12 protein-coding genes are annotated in these 16,281 nt (G+C 35.6%); 10 read left to right on the top strand and 2 right to left on the bottom strand.

The genetic code is table 11. From position 1 onward, the window contains the following. The first annotated feature begins 9 nt into the window (after nt 1-9). The 5 genes from B0A67_RS18675 to B0A67_RS18655 all read left to right on the top strand — a co-directional run bounded on the left by B0A67_RS18675 (nt 10) and on the right by B0A67_RS18655 (nt 6,455). Nucleotides 10-3,294 (top strand): efflux RND transporter permease subunit, encoded by a 3,285-nt coding sequence (locus B0A67_RS18675; protein WP_072963005.1) that lies wholly within the window; start codon nt 10-12, stop codon nt 3,292-3,294. Further along, the gene (locus B0A67_RS18670; protein ID WP_072963007.1) at nt 3,284-4,369 is read left to right on the top strand and encodes an efflux RND transporter periplasmic adaptor subunit; all 1,086 of its coding nucleotides are present in this window, start codon (nt 3,284-3,286) and stop codon (nt 4,367-4,369) included. Before B0A67_RS18675 ends, B0A67_RS18670 begins: the two co-directional genes overlap by 11 nt. A 421-nt stretch (nt 4,370-4,790) precedes the next feature. Next, on the top strand, nt 4,791-5,402 hold the full coding sequence (locus B0A67_RS18665; RefSeq protein WP_072963010.1) for an XAC2610-related protein: 612 nt from the start codon (nt 4,791-4,793) through the stop codon (nt 5,400-5,402). Between the two features lie 46 nt (nt 5,403-5,448). Then, the gene (locus B0A67_RS18660; RefSeq protein ID WP_072963013.1) at nt 5,449-6,027 is read left to right on the top strand and encodes a hypothetical protein; all 579 of its coding nucleotides are present in this window, start codon (nt 5,449-5,451) and stop codon (nt 6,025-6,027) included. Nucleotides 6,028-6,092: 65 nt separating this feature from the next. Beyond that, entirely contained in the window at nt 6,093-6,455 is a 363-nt protein-coding gene (locus B0A67_RS18655; protein WP_072963016.1) for a hypothetical protein, read from the top strand. Nucleotides 6,456-6,527: 72 nt separating this feature from the next. On the opposite strand, the gene B0A67_RS18650 is transcribed toward B0A67_RS18655, so the two are convergent. Then, nucleotides 6,528-6,761: a hypothetical protein gene (locus B0A67_RS18650; protein WP_072963019.1), complete on the bottom strand. Its 234-nt coding sequence runs from the start codon at nt 6,759-6,761 to the stop codon at nt 6,528-6,530. A gap of 430 nt (nt 6,762-7,191) precedes the next feature. After that, entirely contained in the window at nt 7,192-7,740 is a 549-nt protein-coding gene (locus B0A67_RS18645) for a type 1 glutamine amidotransferase domain-containing protein (RefSeq protein ID WP_072963024.1), read from the bottom strand. A gap of 582 nt (nt 7,741-8,322) precedes the next feature. Here B0A67_RS18645 and B0A67_RS18640 point away from each other — a divergent pair. From B0A67_RS18640 to B0A67_RS18620, 5 genes are all read left to right on the top strand, one after another. Continuing rightward, nucleotides 8,323-9,000 (top strand): response regulator transcription factor, encoded by a 678-nt coding sequence (locus B0A67_RS18640; RefSeq protein ID WP_072963027.1) that lies wholly within the window; start codon nt 8,323-8,325, stop codon nt 8,998-9,000. Beyond that, nucleotides 8,997-10,355 carry a sensor histidine kinase gene (locus B0A67_RS18635; protein ID WP_072963030.1) on the top strand — a complete coding sequence of 453 codons (1,359 nt, stop codon included), beginning with the start codon at nt 8,997-8,999 and terminating at the stop codon, nt 10,353-10,355. Before B0A67_RS18640 ends, B0A67_RS18635 begins: the two co-directional genes overlap by 4 nt. A gap of 97 nt (nt 10,356-10,452) precedes the next feature. Further along, a complete protein-coding gene (locus B0A67_RS18630; RefSeq protein WP_072963032.1) occupies nt 10,453-11,739 on the top strand; it encodes a TolC family protein in 1,287 nt (428 codons plus the stop codon). Between the two features lie 53 nt (nt 11,740-11,792). Further along, complete coding sequence (locus B0A67_RS18625; RefSeq protein WP_072963035.1) at nt 11,793-12,881, top strand: efflux RND transporter periplasmic adaptor subunit; 1,089 nt, start codon at nt 11,793-11,795, stop codon at nt 12,879-12,881. Nucleotides 12,882-12,915: 34 nt separating this feature from the next. After that, nucleotides 12,916-16,020: an efflux RND transporter permease subunit gene (locus B0A67_RS18620; RefSeq protein ID WP_072963038.1), complete on the top strand. Its 3,105-nt coding sequence runs from the start codon at nt 12,916-12,918 to the stop codon at nt 16,018-16,020. The last annotated feature ends 261 nt before the right edge of the window (nt 16,021-16,281 follow it).

Raw genomic sequence — 16,281 nt, 5'->3', positions numbered from 1 at the left:
TAGATCCTAATGAATTTAATACGTTTTGCACTCCGCAAACCCATCTCCATATTAGTATTGGTTGCGGGTCTATTTTTCTTCGGAATTGGCGCCATAAAGGACATTAAGGTAGATATCCTGCCAAAAATGAACTTGCCCGTTATCTACATTGCGCATCCTTTTGGTGGTTATACACCAGACCAGATGGAAGCTTATTTTGCTAAGACTTATGTCAACATTTTACCTTTTGCAAATGGTGTAAAATCGGTTGAAACCAAGAATATTCAGGGGTTAATGATTATGAAATTAACCTATTATGAAAACACGAATATGGCTCAGGCTGCGGCCGAATTGAGTTCACTTTCGAACAGAATCCAGGCGGCATTTCCTCCGGGAACACAACCGCCGTTTATCATTCGTTTTGATGCTTCTTCCTTACCAATTGGTCAATTGGTTTTGAGCAGTAAGGTAAGATCAAATAATGAATTACAGGATTTAGCCAACGTGTATGTCCGCGCATCGTTTACTTCGATTCCCGGTTTATTATCACCGGCACCTTTTGGCGGAAGCCCAAGAACAATTGAGGTAAACGTTGATCCGGATTTATTGCGTTCACACAATATGACACCCGATCAGGTCGTAGAAGCCATTCGCATCAACAACCAGACGGCTCCGTCAGGAAACGTGAGAATTGGGGATAAAAATTACATTACACCAACTAATAATACGATTAAAGAAGTTAAGGATTTTGAAAACATTCCGTTGTTTAAAGGAAGTGTTCAAAATTTAAAACTAGGCGATGTTGCCACTGTAAAAGATGGTGCCGATATTACAGCTGGTTATGCTCTTGTAAACGGAAAACGTTCAGTGTATATCAGTATTGCAAAAGCCGGAGACGCTTCTACCTGGGATGTGGTTCAGAAATTAAAATCAGAATTGCCTAAAATTCAAAGTACACTTCCTGAAGATGTCAAATTATCGTATGAATTTGACCAGTCGGTTTATGTAATCAACTCGGTAAAAAGTCTGATTACAGAAGGGATTATCGGAGCAGTTTTAACAGGATTGATGGTATTGCTTTTCCTTGGTGATAAGCGTGCGGCTTTGATTGTAATTTTGACGATTCCAATTTCGATTATATCCGGGGTTTTATTTCTGAAATTATTTGGACAAACCATCAACTTAATGTCTTTAAGCGGACTGGCTCTGGCCATTGGTATTCTTGTGGATGAAAGTACGGTAACGATCGAAAATATTCACCAGCATCTCGATATGGGAAAACCCAAGGCGCTCGCCATTTGGGATGCGTGTCAGGAAATTGCCTTGCCTAAGTTATTGATCTTACTTTGTATTCTGGCGGTATTTGCTCCGGCATTTACGATGGTCGGGATTCCGGGAGCTTTGTTTCTGCCTTTGGCTTTGGCAATTGGTTTCTCTATGGTTATTTCGTTTTTACTATCGCAGACTTTTGTGCCTGTAATGGCAAACTGGCTGATGAAAGGACACGAAAAACACGAACATGCACCTGGTATTACAGATGATGAAGCTGAATTTAACGATAGCGGCATAACTCCTGAATCTGAAAGAGATTTAATTACTCAGAAAAAAGCGTACGTAGAAAGAGATGATATTGACAATGACGGAAAAATTGGTCCTTTTGAGCGATTCAGAATCCGTTTTATGAAAACTTTAAATCGTTTGTTCCCTCATAAGAAAGCGGTGACTTTAGTCTATTTAATCGGAATTACGCTTCTTGCGGTTACCTTTCTTAATTTCATCGGAAAAGATGTTTTCCCGAAAGTAAATTCAAGTCAGTTCCAACTGAGAATGCGTGCTCCTGACGGAACCCGTTTAGAGCGCACCGAAGAGAAAGCAATCATTGTTTTGAAGGAATTGCAAAAAATGGTGGGTAAAGAACATATCGGAATTTCATCTGTATATGTAGGACAACACCCGTCTTTATTCTCAATTAACCCGATTTATTTGTTCATGGCAGGTTCTCATGAAGCCGTATTTCAGGTAAGTTTAAAAGAATATCATGTTGATATGGATGATTTTAAAGACGACTTTAGAGCACGACTTAAAAAGGTTTTGCCAGACGTTAAAATCTCTTTCGAGCCAATCGAACTGACCGATAAAGTTTTAAGTCAGGGTTCACCTACTCCAATCGAAGTTCGTATTGCCGGAAAAGACAAAAAACGAAATGAGTTGTACGCCAACCAAATTGTAGAGAAACTCAAAAAGATTTCTTATTTCAGAGACGTGCAAATTGGTCAGCCTATTCATTATCCGGCTATGAATATTGATATCGACAGAACCCGTGCTGCTGAATTGGGCGTAGATATGAATGATATTTCGAGATCCCTTGTGGCTTCGACCTCATCTTCAAGATATACCGAGAAAAATATGTGGGTAGACGAAAGAGCGGGATTATCCTACAACGTTCAAGTTCAGGTGCCGCTAAACCAAATGAAGAGCAAAACAGATATTGGAGAAATTCCCGTATTAAAAAATTCGCTTCGTCCTGTTTTAAGTGACGTAGCTAAAATTACACCCGGAGTTGTAAGTGGTGAGAATGACAATTTAGGGGCTATGCCGTACATTACAGTTACAGCAAACATTTATCAAACCGATTTGGGGACGGCAGTGAAAGATGTAGATGCAACAATCAGTTCGTTGGGTGAATTACCTAGGGGGTTATTCATTACTCCAATCGGAATGAGTAAAGTATTGGTAGAAACATTAAGTAGTTTACAAGTAGGTTTATTGGTTGCCATCTTTGTAATCTTCTTAATGTTAGCCGCTAATTTCCAATCGTTCAAAGTTTCGTTAGTAATTTTAACCACAGTTCCTGCGGTAGTTTTAGGATCCTTATTAATGCTGACCATTACAGGTTCAACGCTAAACTTACAATCGTATATGGGGATTATTATGTCGGTTGGGGTTTCGATTGCAAATGCCGTTTTATTGGTCACTAATGCAGAACAGTTACGCAAAAAGAACGGAAATGCATTAGAATCAGCCCGTGAAGCTGCTGCACTTCGTCTTCGTCCTATTATCATGACTTCTGTTGCGATGATTGCCGGAATGTTACCTATGGCAATTGGTCATGGCGAAGGTGGCGATCAGGTTTCTCCATTAGGTAGAGCTGTAATTGGCGGATTATTATTTTCGACTTTTGCAGTATTGCTTATCTTGCCACTGATTTTTGCATGGGCACAAGAAAAAACAACAACACAATCTGTTTCTTTAGATCCTGAGGACGAAGAAAGCATCCATTATATCTCATCATTAAATCCAAAAAATGAAAAATAAAATACAATTTAGCGCGCTGTTTTTTGCAGCACTGTTTTTCCTTAACAGTTGTAATTCTAAAAAAGAAGAAGCGCCTGCTGCCGAAATTGAACCTAAAACAGAAACGTTTTCTTTAGAAAAAGAAAAGCTAACAACAGAATTGCGTTTACCGGCTGAAATAACTGGTTTCCAGCAAGTAGATTTGTACGCAAAAGTAAGTAGTTTCGTAAAATTGTTAAAAGTTGATATTGGTACTAAAGTAAAAAAAGGACAACTTTTGATTGTTCTTGAAGCGCCGGAAATCAGCTCTCAACTAGCCGCAGCCGAATCAAGACTAAAATCGATGGAAGCTATTTATGCTACTACCAAAAGCACGTACAACCGTTTGTACGAAACAAGCAAAGTCGAAGGAACAATTTCTAAAAATGATTTAGAAATGGCCAACGGAAAGAAAAACTCAGATTACGCACAATATCAGGCAGCAGTTGCAGCCCACAAAGAAGTGTCGATTATGAGAGGTTACCTTGAAATCCGTGCTCCTTTTGACGGCGTTGTAGCGGCAAGAAACGTCAATTTAGGAACCTTTGTTGGTCCGGCAGGAAAAGGTTCAGATTTGCCTTTACTGACCATTCAGCAGCAAGATAAATTGCGTTTAGCAGTTTCTATCCCGGAATTGTACACAGGATATTTGCACAATGGCGATGAAATGAGTTTTAATGTAAAATCATTACCGGAAACATTCAAAGCAAAAATTACAAGAATGTCAGGGGCTTTAGACATGAAACTTCGTTCTGAACGCGTAGAAATGGACGTACACAACACAAAAGGAGATTTATTACCAGGAATGGTAGCCGAAGTTTTGTTACCACTTAACGCAAAAGACAGTACATTTGTAATTCCAAAATCAGCTTTAGTAAATTCAGCTGAAGGTACTTTTGTAATTAAAGTAGTCAACCACAAAGCGACACGAGTAGATGTGAAAAAAGGAAGAGAAATCGACGATAAAATTGAAATCTTCGGCGATTTGAACCCGAAAGATAAACTGGTAAAAATTGCCAGTGAAGAAACTAAAGAAGGCGACATCATAAACGAATAACCTGCGTTTAGCTTTCTTATAGTAGTTTACCAAAAACTGTACGCTTAATGCGGCATTTGAAAATCTGAAAGGATTGGATAATGTAAATTAAATTCACCTAAGGGCGGTACTCTGATAAAGTACTGCCCTTTTTTTGATTTTTTTTACAACGAAGAAGCTAAGTCGCAAAGATTTTTTCTCTTTTTTATGTTATCCCTCTTATAACCCTGAGCGGGGTCGAAGGCTTTTGAAACCGAAAATTAAAAAAGAATATCACAATCCCGATAGCTATCGGGAGAAGACTTATGAAACCGAAATAAAATATCACTAAAGCAAAAAATCCTTTGATCATTTATGAGAAATAATAAATACATTTGAGAAAAGTAATTTTTCGATCGCTGCGAATTACTTACTATTTACTTGTAACAGAATATCAATTGAAATGAAAAACACTATTCTTTTATTGGTTTGTATCTTTTTTCCAAAAATAGTTTTGGGTCAAACCTGCTTACACAAGAATTTATCTAAGGACTTTAATTTTGAAATAAAAGTTAAAAAAATAAAAATTCCAAAAGAAGAGATTGACAGTAATGCTGTGAAAATTATTATTTACAACAAAATCGCAAACAAAAAACAGGAATTTAATTTTGGGGCAAGTTACCTTTTTCAAAAAACTTTTATCGATTGTAAAACCGTAAGATCGTATTCAACCGGAATAAATAAAAACGCTGAAATTATTGACAATGATTTTGGAGATATTATAGTTGCGGATTTTAATTTTGACAACAGAGAAGATTTCGCCGTTAAAAATGATTCAGGAGGCAATGGAGGTCCAACATACAATTTCTACATTCAGGACAAAAACAAAAATTTTGCACTGGATAAATTTTTAACCACCCAAATGGCATTTTTCCCATCTAAATTTATTGCAAAAAATAAAAGGTTAGTTACCTACGTACATGCAAATGCTTATCAATTATCTGAAAATGTATTTGAATATAATGAGTTATCAAAAAAATGGAAATATAAAGCGTCGAGGTTGGTAAGTCCTTAGAAAACGCTTACTCTAATATCAATAAAAAAACTTCAACCTAAAATATATGAAATTCTTTACTCTTTTATTTTTATTAACGGTAAGCACATTTTATAGTCAAAGTAAAAAAAAACTAACTCCCATTGATTCTGAACAAAATTGCAAGAAAACAAATAATACTTCGTTCGAAAATTTAGCGTCACTTTTCCCTTTAAATAAAACTACCAATGTTCAAATCGTATCATTTGAGTATAAAAATTCAATACTAATTGAAGATGGAAAACCTGATGAACTGATAGTTATTGATAGCCTTCCGAGAATTGGAAACAAATTAGATTATAAAAATTTAAAGGAATTCAAACACTTAGAATTAATAAAAATCATAGAATTATCCAACATACTCTATAATTTTAATTTCGATCCAAAAAAAAGTAAAACAATTAAAACTGCTGGTTGTTATATGCCTAGAAATGCAATTGTATTTTTAGATAATCAAGAAAATATAATTGAATATATAGAGATTTGCTTTGAATGTGGTGGCTACTTTATTTTTAATAAAAGTAATTTTGGAGAGTTTTGTGATGGAAAAATTCAACTTGTAAAAAATTTCTTTATTTTAAATGGGATGGAATATGGATTACAATAAAGATATTTTCTAGTAACTATCCCCGCCAGCGTCCTGCTTGTGAAAGCAACGAATAATAAAAAAACATGAAAAAAATAAACGTAATCATTCTAATTATAATTGTAATAACTATTTGTGGTTTTGCACTACGCGGAAAAATATCTGGTGAAAAGTTTGATTCTAAAAAATGGAAAACGGCTGATTTAGCTTCAGAAAATAATTGGTCATTACGTTGGGATATGGTGAATAGTTTAAGAAACAATAATAACTTAATTGGAATGTCTAAAAGTGAAGTCATTAATCTATTAGGAAAACCAACCGAAAGTTTTACAACAGAAAATACTTTTAGATATTATTTAGGTTACTCTCATACAGGAATTAATACCGGTTCATTAGTTTTAACATTTAGTAATGGAATTGTATCTGAAATAAGTGTCTTAGAAGGATAACGGATTACAACATTCAAAATATAAAAAACCTCGACTTCTAAAAATCGAGGTTCAAATATAAAATCAAAAATCCTACTCCACTGCCAAATAAGGATTTACAACCTCAGCTAATTCATTCAGCCAATAAAAGCTGTTTTCTAAATTGGTGATTTCATTTTGCAGGGTTTCATGCTGTCTTAAAGTTCCTAAAGCAAGAACATAATTTACTTGCCTTATCGATTTGGCCATTTCTTGCGGATCGATTGTATTGTTGAAGAAATTCATAAGCCTGATTTCGGCTTCTTTTGAGAGGTTGTTTGTGCTCATAATCCTAATCTGGGAATAATAACTCCTGCCGTTTAGTGATTTTAATGCACAGATAACATTTACAGTCGTTTCCGATGCTGTTCACATTATACAAAGTAAGTTTTACAATAGTTATTCTGTAATCTAGAAATGGTAAATATTGTAAAAAAGCCTTATAATCAAAGAATCCCCTTTTATATTGTAAAAATAATCGCGTAAAGACACTAAGGCGCAAAGTTTTGATTCTGCGAATGTGTGAGACTAATTTTAAACTTTTTAAAGATAAACTTCTTATACAACCAACTGCCTTAGCCCTGATGGGAGGGAAAAGATTTGGAAGGACAGCAGGAAATAGCTCCTAATTAAAAATCAAATTTAATTACAAAAAAAATGCAAGACCAAAATTGATCTTGCATTTTTTGTAACTTCATAAATATAAATGAACATCTTTCTACACTCTCTGACGCTCGTGTTTTCCTTCTTTAATTTCTTCTACCATTTTTTTATTAAAAGCAGGCAAATCATTCGGGTTTCGGCTGGTTACTAATCCGTTGTCTACGACTACTTCTGAGTCTTCCCATTGTGCTCCGGCATTTATCAAATCGTTTTTAACAGAGAAGAACGAAGTTACTTTTCGACCTTGTAAAACATCAGCATCTACCAGAATTTGAGGACCATGACAAATAGCTGCTACTGGTTTTTTGCTTTCAAAAAAGGAACGTACAAAATTAACTGCAGCTTCTTCTCTTCTCAATAAATCAGGGTTTATAACGCCTCCCGGAAGTACCAAAGCATCATAATCTGCTTCATTTGCCTGATCTAATACTACATCAACATTATATTCCTTACTCCAATTACCGTCCTTCCAGGATTTTATAGTTCCAGATTTCAAACTGATGATATCTGCATTCCAACCTTGTTCTTCCAGATAGGCTTTAGGCGATGATAATTCTGATTCTTCAAAACCGTTTGTGGCTAATATGGCTATATTCTTTTTCATAATTTTAATTTTTAAAACGTTATTAATTTTGATTTAGTTAAAATTAGTAATTCCACACAGCCAGGGAAAACAGATCCTGTTAAACCTTTCTTTAATAAAAGTTAATTAATTGAAATTCAAATTATTATTAAAAATTAAATCGAAATTATATAAAAATCATGTCAATTTGGTTTACTATTTTATAAGATGAAAACTCACAAAATAATTAAATTACTTAGTATAAAATGAAAGCGGCTTTTTCTTTAAAAAAATAAATCTCTCATGGAACCAACTGCCCTGGGAGGGAAAATCCTTTTTCTTGCTGCTGCCAGCAAGGAAAAGATTTGGAAAGACAGCAGGAATAGCTCCTAAAAAACTTAAATTTTAAAAGGGTTTTGTTTAAATTTTGTTTTCAAGCCTTCGACTACGCTCAGGATGACTATTGGGGTGTTCTTTTCCTACAAGATTCAATTTTAACAGCGATTGCGATAATTAATTGCTATTTTTGATTTTCTCTTAAAAATACAATTCATCAGGAAATTCAACTTTAGTTTATTTTTAGATCCTGATTCATACAAAAACCAATTATAACAACATTAGATTATGAATGTTCTACTCATTGAGGATGATAAACGTATTAGCGAATTTATTATAAAAGGTTTAGAAGAAAACAATTTTACGGTGCATCTGGCTGAAACGGGCGAGATTGCAAGAGACCTGTTTCAGCACGATACCTGGGATATTATCCTGATGGATATCATGCTTCCAGGAATTGATGGCATTCAGCTGACCAAACTAATGCGTTTCAAGAAAATTCATACTCCAATCTTAATGCTCAGTGCTCTTAGCGATACTGATGATAAGGTAAATGCACTGGATTCCGGTGCTGACGATTATTTGGTTAAGCCTTTTCATTTTAAGGAATTGATCTCGAGGGTAAATGCATTAACACGCCGAACGAAATTTAATTATGTGAATGAAGAAACTTTATACAAACTAGGAAGTTTAACTATAAACCCCGAAGAACATAAAGTTACAGAAAATGATGTATTGATCGATCTGTCTCCAAGAGAATATAAATTGCTTTTATTTTTACTGGAAAACAGAAACAAGGTAATGTCCAGAACTCAGATATTAAACGCTGTCTGGGGCATTAATTATGATAATAATACAAACGTTGTCGATGTTTATATTTCTTATCTGAGAAACAAAATCGAACAAAACCATAAATTCATCCATACCATAAAAGGAACGGGATATATGCTTAAAGAAGAGTTATGAAAATACGCAACAGGTTTACCTTAATATCGTCTTTTACTTTTAGCATTGTCTTTGTGATTGCTTCTGTGATCACGTATTTTTCTTTTTACAGTTATTCGGAAAAAATCATTTACAACGAGCTTCAAAAAACCTGCTTGCTAACGGGGATTTTCTATCTGGAAAAAGACGAACTACCAGAAAACCAACACCTTATAATTGGTCAGCAATTCAGGGAAAATTCACTCGAAATCATAACACGTGTTTACAACGCAAAAAACCAGATTGTTTATGGCGACAAAACGATTGACAAAAATATCAATGCCGAAAAATTAAATTACATCAGGAAGAACAGAAAGCTAAATTTTAAATCCAATCATCACTTTTATTTCGGGAGTTTTTATCATGACAATCAGGGCGATTTTGTGGTTTTTGTCAAAAAGAATGATCAGGAATTCAAAACCATTACCAATCGATTGTTGATCATTATGATGTTGGTTTTAATCAGCGGATTAGTTATCATCTATATCGTAAGCCGTTTGCTTTCAAACCTTGCTTATAGTCCTATAAAAAACATCATTAATCAGGTTAATGAAATAGAAGCTTCGTCTCTAGACAGGCATATTACCTCTCCAAACACAAAAGATGATATTCAGGAACTGATCGAAACGTATAACAATTTATTTAAGCGATTATCAGATACTTTTATCATCCAGAAGAACTTCATTAATTATGTTTCGCATGAATTCAAAACACCTTTAACAGCAATATCGGGAAACCTCGAAGTATTTGCTCAAAAGGACAGAACAAGCGCTGAATACAAAGAAATGTCTGAAAAAGTGTTGGAGAACGTCTATCAGATCGAAGATACAATGAATACGCTGATGATGCTTTCCGGACTACGAGACAATACCGAACTTACCGAAATTTTCAGGGTCGATGAACTCCTTTGGGACATCAACGATCAATTGCCGGATGTCTATCAATTAAAAGATGCCCAAATACAATTCGCCATCGAAATTGTAAATGACAAACTCCTCTCAATAAAAGGAAACAGTAACGAGATAAAAATTGCCTTATATAACATTATAGAGAATGCTGTGAAATATTCAAATGGAAATCCTATAAAAATCAGTATGTTGCAACAGGAGAATCAGCTTAAAATTGTCATCCAAGATCACGGAACAGGAATTAGCGAAGAAGACTTAAAATTCATCAAACAAACCTTTTACAGAGGAAAAAATGTAAAGGATATAAAAGGCAGTGGCGTAGGGCTTTCTCTGGCTAATATTATCTTCAAACAAAACAATATCCATTTTACTATTACCTCCAAAAAAGAAGAAGGAACAAGCGTTACCTTGTTATTCCCACCTCTCTAATCGTTTTCTAATCTAGCTCTAACTACTTTATAACATACATCAAATTAAGGGTTAATATACCGCAGATAACTTTGCAGTATCTTAAAACAAAATTAATTTGAAACGTATACTTTTATCCCTACTCGTTATTGTATCGCACAAAAGTGTGGCGCAAATTGCCACAATAAACGATACAATTGTTCTGTCCCGAACACAGGCCGAGGCTTTGTTTCTGGAAAAGAATATTTCTCTTATTTCTGAAAAACTAAACATAGACATCGCAGATGCACAGCTTATTCAGGCCAAATTATGGCCCAACCCCACCCTTAGTGTTGGCGAAATAAATCTTTGGCACAATGCCACAGCCGAGCAATTACCTGCTTTGTGGGGGAATTTTGGAAAAACCTCCCAGGTTAATGCTGAACTTGAACAACTCATTCAAACAGCCGGGAAAAGAAAAAAATTAATCGCCATGGAGAAAGTGGGCGTAGATATCGCCAAAGAATACTTCAAAGCCTTTCTCCGCAATCTAAAAGTTGAGTTTCGAGGTAAGCTAACAGAATTGCAATATACCCAGGAGCAGCAAGCTGTTTATAAAAAACAACTTTCCTCTATGCAAATCTTACTTAAAGCCTACAGCAATCAGGTAGCGCAAGGTAACATAGGAAGAGGTGAATACATCAGACTAAAAGCATCTGAACTACAATTCTTAAAAGAAATCTCAGATCTTAGAAAAGAAAATAACTCCTTACAAAAAGAGCTTAAAATTCTTATGAATCTGCCTGGGACAAGTTATATCAAACTCACCCAAGATGGTTTTGTTCCCAATAACAAAAATCTCGATAACATTAACTTAGTTAATCTTATAGCATCGGCAGTAGAGAATCGACCTGACATGAAAGTCATTAAGCTGGGAAATGATTATAATGACAATAAGTACAAATATGAAAAGGCGATGCGTACACCAGATCTTACACTTGGCCTCACCTATGACCGTGGTTCTAGTACAATGGTAGATTTTGTTGGTGTCGGTTTTGCTCTTGATCTTCCTTTCTTTAATAGAAATCAGGGAAATATAAAAGCAGCAAAAATAGCCATCGCCCAAGGTAAGTTATTAACCGAAGAGAAAACAATAAGTGTACAATCTGAAGTTTTACAAGCTTACGAAGATTTAATGGTAACCAAAAAATTGTACGACAGTGTAGAGGCTAATTACGAATCAGATCTGGATAAACTACTGGAGAGCTATCGTAAAAACTTCATGCAGCGAAACACCAGTATGCTAGAATTTCTTGATTTTGTTGACGCTTATTTAGACAACAAATCCATTCTGCTGAATTCTAAAAAAGACCTTAATAAAAACCTTGAAGAATTGCGCTATATCTCAGGTCAGGAAATTAATTAATTTCTCCTGATAGAGAATACCTCGCAAATGATCTGAAAATAATAACAAACACAATGAAGAAACTTATTTTACTCCCAATACTTGGGTTAATGCTCGTTTACGGATGTGGCAAAAAAGAAGAAATCAAAGATACAAAAGAGGATAAATTTTGTATTGACAAAGATTTAAAAGAAAAAATTACAATCGAACAGGTTCAAAAACGTCCTGTTACGGAGTCTATAAATCTTACCGGAAATATAACTTATAATGGCGATCACGTTGTACAGTTTAATAGTCTTGTAGAAGGAATTATTACAAAAACGACTTTCTCTTTAGGCGATTATGTAAAGAAAGGACAAGTACTGGCAGAGATAAAAAGTACAGAACTCAACAGCATGCAATCTGAAAGCAAATCGTTTCAATCTCAGATCGCCGTTTCACAGCGCAATTTGCAATCCGTAAAATCGATGTTTGAAGACGGAATCGCTTCTCAAAAAGATCTTATGCAGGCACAAAGTGAACTGGATGTTTTAAAATCTTCTCTAGAGAATGTAAAAGCTAATTTATCTATGTTTAGTGCCAGCAGCGACAGGGCTGTTTTTCAGATAAAAGCGCCAACAGAAGGTTATATCGTAGCTAAAAATATTAGTCCGGGAATGCAGATAACAGATGGCAGCGATCCTTTGTTTACCATTTCTGATCTAAAAGAAATCTGGGTTTTGGTTAATGTATATACCAGTAACTTAAAAAACGTAACCGAAAATATGCAAGTAAATGTTACAACTCCGGCTTATCCGGGTGAAATCTTTAAAGGAAAAATTGCTATGCTTGCCAAAGTTTTTGATGCCGATGAACATGTTTTGAAAGCCAGAATTGTAATGGAAAACAAAAACCTGAAGCTAAAACCTGGAATGACTGCAGATATCGCTATTGATAAAAGTAAAGGCGGGGAAATGTTGGCTGCTGTTCCTGCAAAAGCGGTCATTTTTGATAACAATCGCGACCATATTTTGGTTTATAAAAACGATTGCACAATCGAGACCAGAGAAGTTACTCCCATTGTAAAAAACAACAACTGGATTTATTTTGATAAAGGAGTTAATGAAGGTGAAATGGTGATTACTAAAAATCAACTGTTGATTCACGAAAGATTAAAAAACTAATTATCCCTAATAACGGATAAATACCATACAAGACATGAAAAAATTTGTACAAGGTCTGGTGGCTTTCTCGCTTAAAAACTCCCTGATAGTTTTTTTCCTGACAGCCGTATTACTAGTCGCAGGTATAGTAAGCTATATCCATACACCCATCGAAGCTTTTCCTGATGTAACCAATACAAGGGCAAGGATCATTACACAGTGGCCGGGAAGAAGTGCTGAAGAAGTAGAGAAATTCATCACACTTCCGATTTCAAAGCAAATGAACACGATTCCCAAAAAAGCAGAAGTACGTTCTATTTCGCTTTTCGGTTTATCAGTAGTAACCGTATTATTTGATGATGATGTAGAGGATTTTTACGCCCAGCAATATGCCTCTAATCGCCTAAACGGACTAGATCTTCCTGAAGGAGCCGATGTAGAAATTGAACCGCCATCCGGAGCAACAGGTGAAATATTCAGATATATCATCAAAAGTGATTTACCTATTAAGGAAATCAAAGCCATTCAGGATTGGGTAATCGAAAGAGAACTGATATCTGTTCCCGGTGTTGCCGATGTAGTGAGTTTTGGCGGAGAAGAAAAAATCTATGAAATCAAGATCAATCCAACGCAATTAGAGAATTACAATTTATCAGCTTTAGATGTTTATGAAGCTGTTTCGAAAAGTAATGTCAATGTGGGCGGAGATGTTATACAGCGTGGCGATCAGGCTTATGTGGTAAGAGGTGTTGGTCTGATAGACAAAGTAAAAGACATTGGTAATATTCTGATCGAAACCAAGGGATCATCTCCAATATTGGTAAAACATGTAGCCGAAGTTTCAATATCTGCCAAACCACGATTAGGACAAGTAGGTTTAGACGGTGATGATGATGTTGTAGAAGGTATTGTAGTGATGCTACGTGGTGAAAACCCGGGCGAAGTAATCAAAAGACTTAAAGATCGTTTGACAGAACTCAACGAAAGAGTGCTTCCCGATAATGTAAAAATCGTTCCGTTTATCGACCGGACAAAATTGGTTGATACAACCGTAAAAACCGTTACCAAAAACCTTGTCGAAGGGATTTTATTAGTATCGCTAATCGTATTTGTTTTCCTATATAACTGGAGAACTTCCTTAATTGTAGCCTCTGTGATTCCGCTTTCATTTTTGTTTGCCATTATCATGCTTAGAATTCAGGGATTACCCGCGAATTTGATTTCGATGGGAGCATTAGATTTTGGATTGCTGCTCGAAGGAACGCTGGTCATTGTCGAGCAGGTCTTTGTGTCGCTCGAAAAGAAAGCGCATAAAGTGGGAATGGAACGCTTTAACAACATGAGTAAAATGGGACTTATCAAGAAAAGTGTCGGTAGCGTGGCTACTTATATTTTCTTTGCCCTAATTATTCTAATTGTCGCGTTGATGCCAATTTTCTCTTTCACGAAAGTAGAAGGAAAAATGTTCTCTCCCCTGGCCTTTACGCTGAGTTATGCGCTATTAGGATCACTTATTTTATCTCTTACCTATGTTCCGGCAATGTGTAAAGTGATGCTGACAAAAAATATTGTCGAGAAAGAAAATATGATTTCGCGTTTCTTTAGAGAAAATCTTTTTAAACTCTTTAAATGGAGTACCAAACATCGTAAAGCAACAATATATGCTTTCCTTGCTTTGTTAGCATTATGCTGCGCCAAGTTTGCTTTTTATGGTTCAGAATTTATTCCAAAACTAAATGAAGGCGCTATTTACGTGAGAGCTACTTTGCCCAATAGTATCAATCTGGACGAAGCGGTAAGGCTTACCAAAGAAATGAAGGCCAAAATAAGGAAATTTGACGAAGTAAAATTCGTTCTTACCCAAACCGGACGACCTAATGACGGAACAGATCCAACAGGATTTTTTAATATCGAATTACACATCGAATTAAAACATCAGGACGAATGGAAACGCGATATAAGCAAGGAAGGTCTGATTGCCGAGATCAAGAAAGAACTCGATGTATATCCCGGAATCGGATTTGGTTTTAGCCAGCCTATTCAGGATAACGTCGAGGAATATGTAGCAGGTGTAAAAAGTCCGCTGGTTATAAAGATTTTCGGAAATGATCTTTTTCAATTAGAAGAGATGGCTAAAAAAGTAGCCAAATCGATCAAAGACGTAAAAGGAATTGAAGATATCAATGTCTACAAAAACATTGGTCTGCCCGAATTAAGAATTCAACTTAGTGACGAAAAAATGGCACGTTACGCCGTAACAACTGCCGATGCGCAAGCCGTAATCCGAATGACAATTGGAGGTCAGGCCGCAACAAAGTTCTATGATGACGAAAAAATATTTGATATCACACTGCGTTTCGAAAAAGAATACCGAGACTCAAAAGAAAAAATCGAAGACATTTTGATTCCAACTATGAACGGTAAAAAAGTGCCATTGAAAGAAATTGCGACCGTAGAATATAAAACCGGTCCAACGTTCATTTATCGCGAAGGAAACAGTAGATATATTGCCGTAGGTTTTAGTATCGAAGGACGAGATTTAGGAAGCACAATCGACGAAGCCCAGAAAAAAGTAGCTGCAGAAGTAAAATTGCCTAAAGAAAATGTCATGAAATGGGCAGGAGAATTTGAAAGTAAAGAAAGAGCTTCTAAACAATTGGCAATGATCGTTCCTGTTGTATTGATTTTGATTTTATGTTTATTGTATTTTAATTTCGGTAATTTCAAAGATACTTTAGTTGCCGTAAGCGCGATGCCATATGCTTTTATTGGTGGATTTTTATCACTTTGGGTAACCGGAACCGTATTTGGGATATCAGCAGGAATTGGGTTCATTATTCTCTTTGGAGTCAGTGCCATCGACAGTATTGTCCTTATCGGGATGATTCGGGAAAATATGCGCGCCGGAATGCACCTCAAAGATGCTATTTCAAACGGAATCTACAGCAGGATTCGTCCTATTGTTATGATTGCCCTTATGGGATCCTTAGGATTATTGCCTGCAGCATTGTCTACAGGAATGGGTTCTGAAGTTCAAAAACCATTGGCCATCATGATTGTCGGTGGATTAATTACCTGCATGATTTTATCTCTAACCGTTTTACCTCAGGTATTTTATCTGGTGTATCGTAAAAAAGACACCAGCAGATTAGATTCATAATCATCTTACTATATTTTAATTTTGAAAGCACCTTTAGACGTCATGTTTAGAGGTGTTTTTTTTATTCCATTTTTTGATTTTAGAAGCACACAAATTTCATTGAGCCAGAACTTTAGTCCCGCTCCGCATTACATATTTTCCTATCTAAAGAAGCCAGAAAAAGGATACCATTTCGATCGGTGCTACTCTAAAAATTTAGTGCTTTTGATATCCTCCACCTCCCTCCTAAGCCCAATATTCAATATAAAAAAAACTAATTCT

The sequence above is a fragment of the Flavobacterium aquidurense genome (assembly GCF_002217195.1).
Taxonomy (GTDB): Bacteria; Bacteroidota; Bacteroidia; order Flavobacteriales; family Flavobacteriaceae; genus Flavobacterium; species Flavobacterium frigidimaris.
This window is presented reverse-complemented; position numbering and strand designations above follow the sequence as displayed.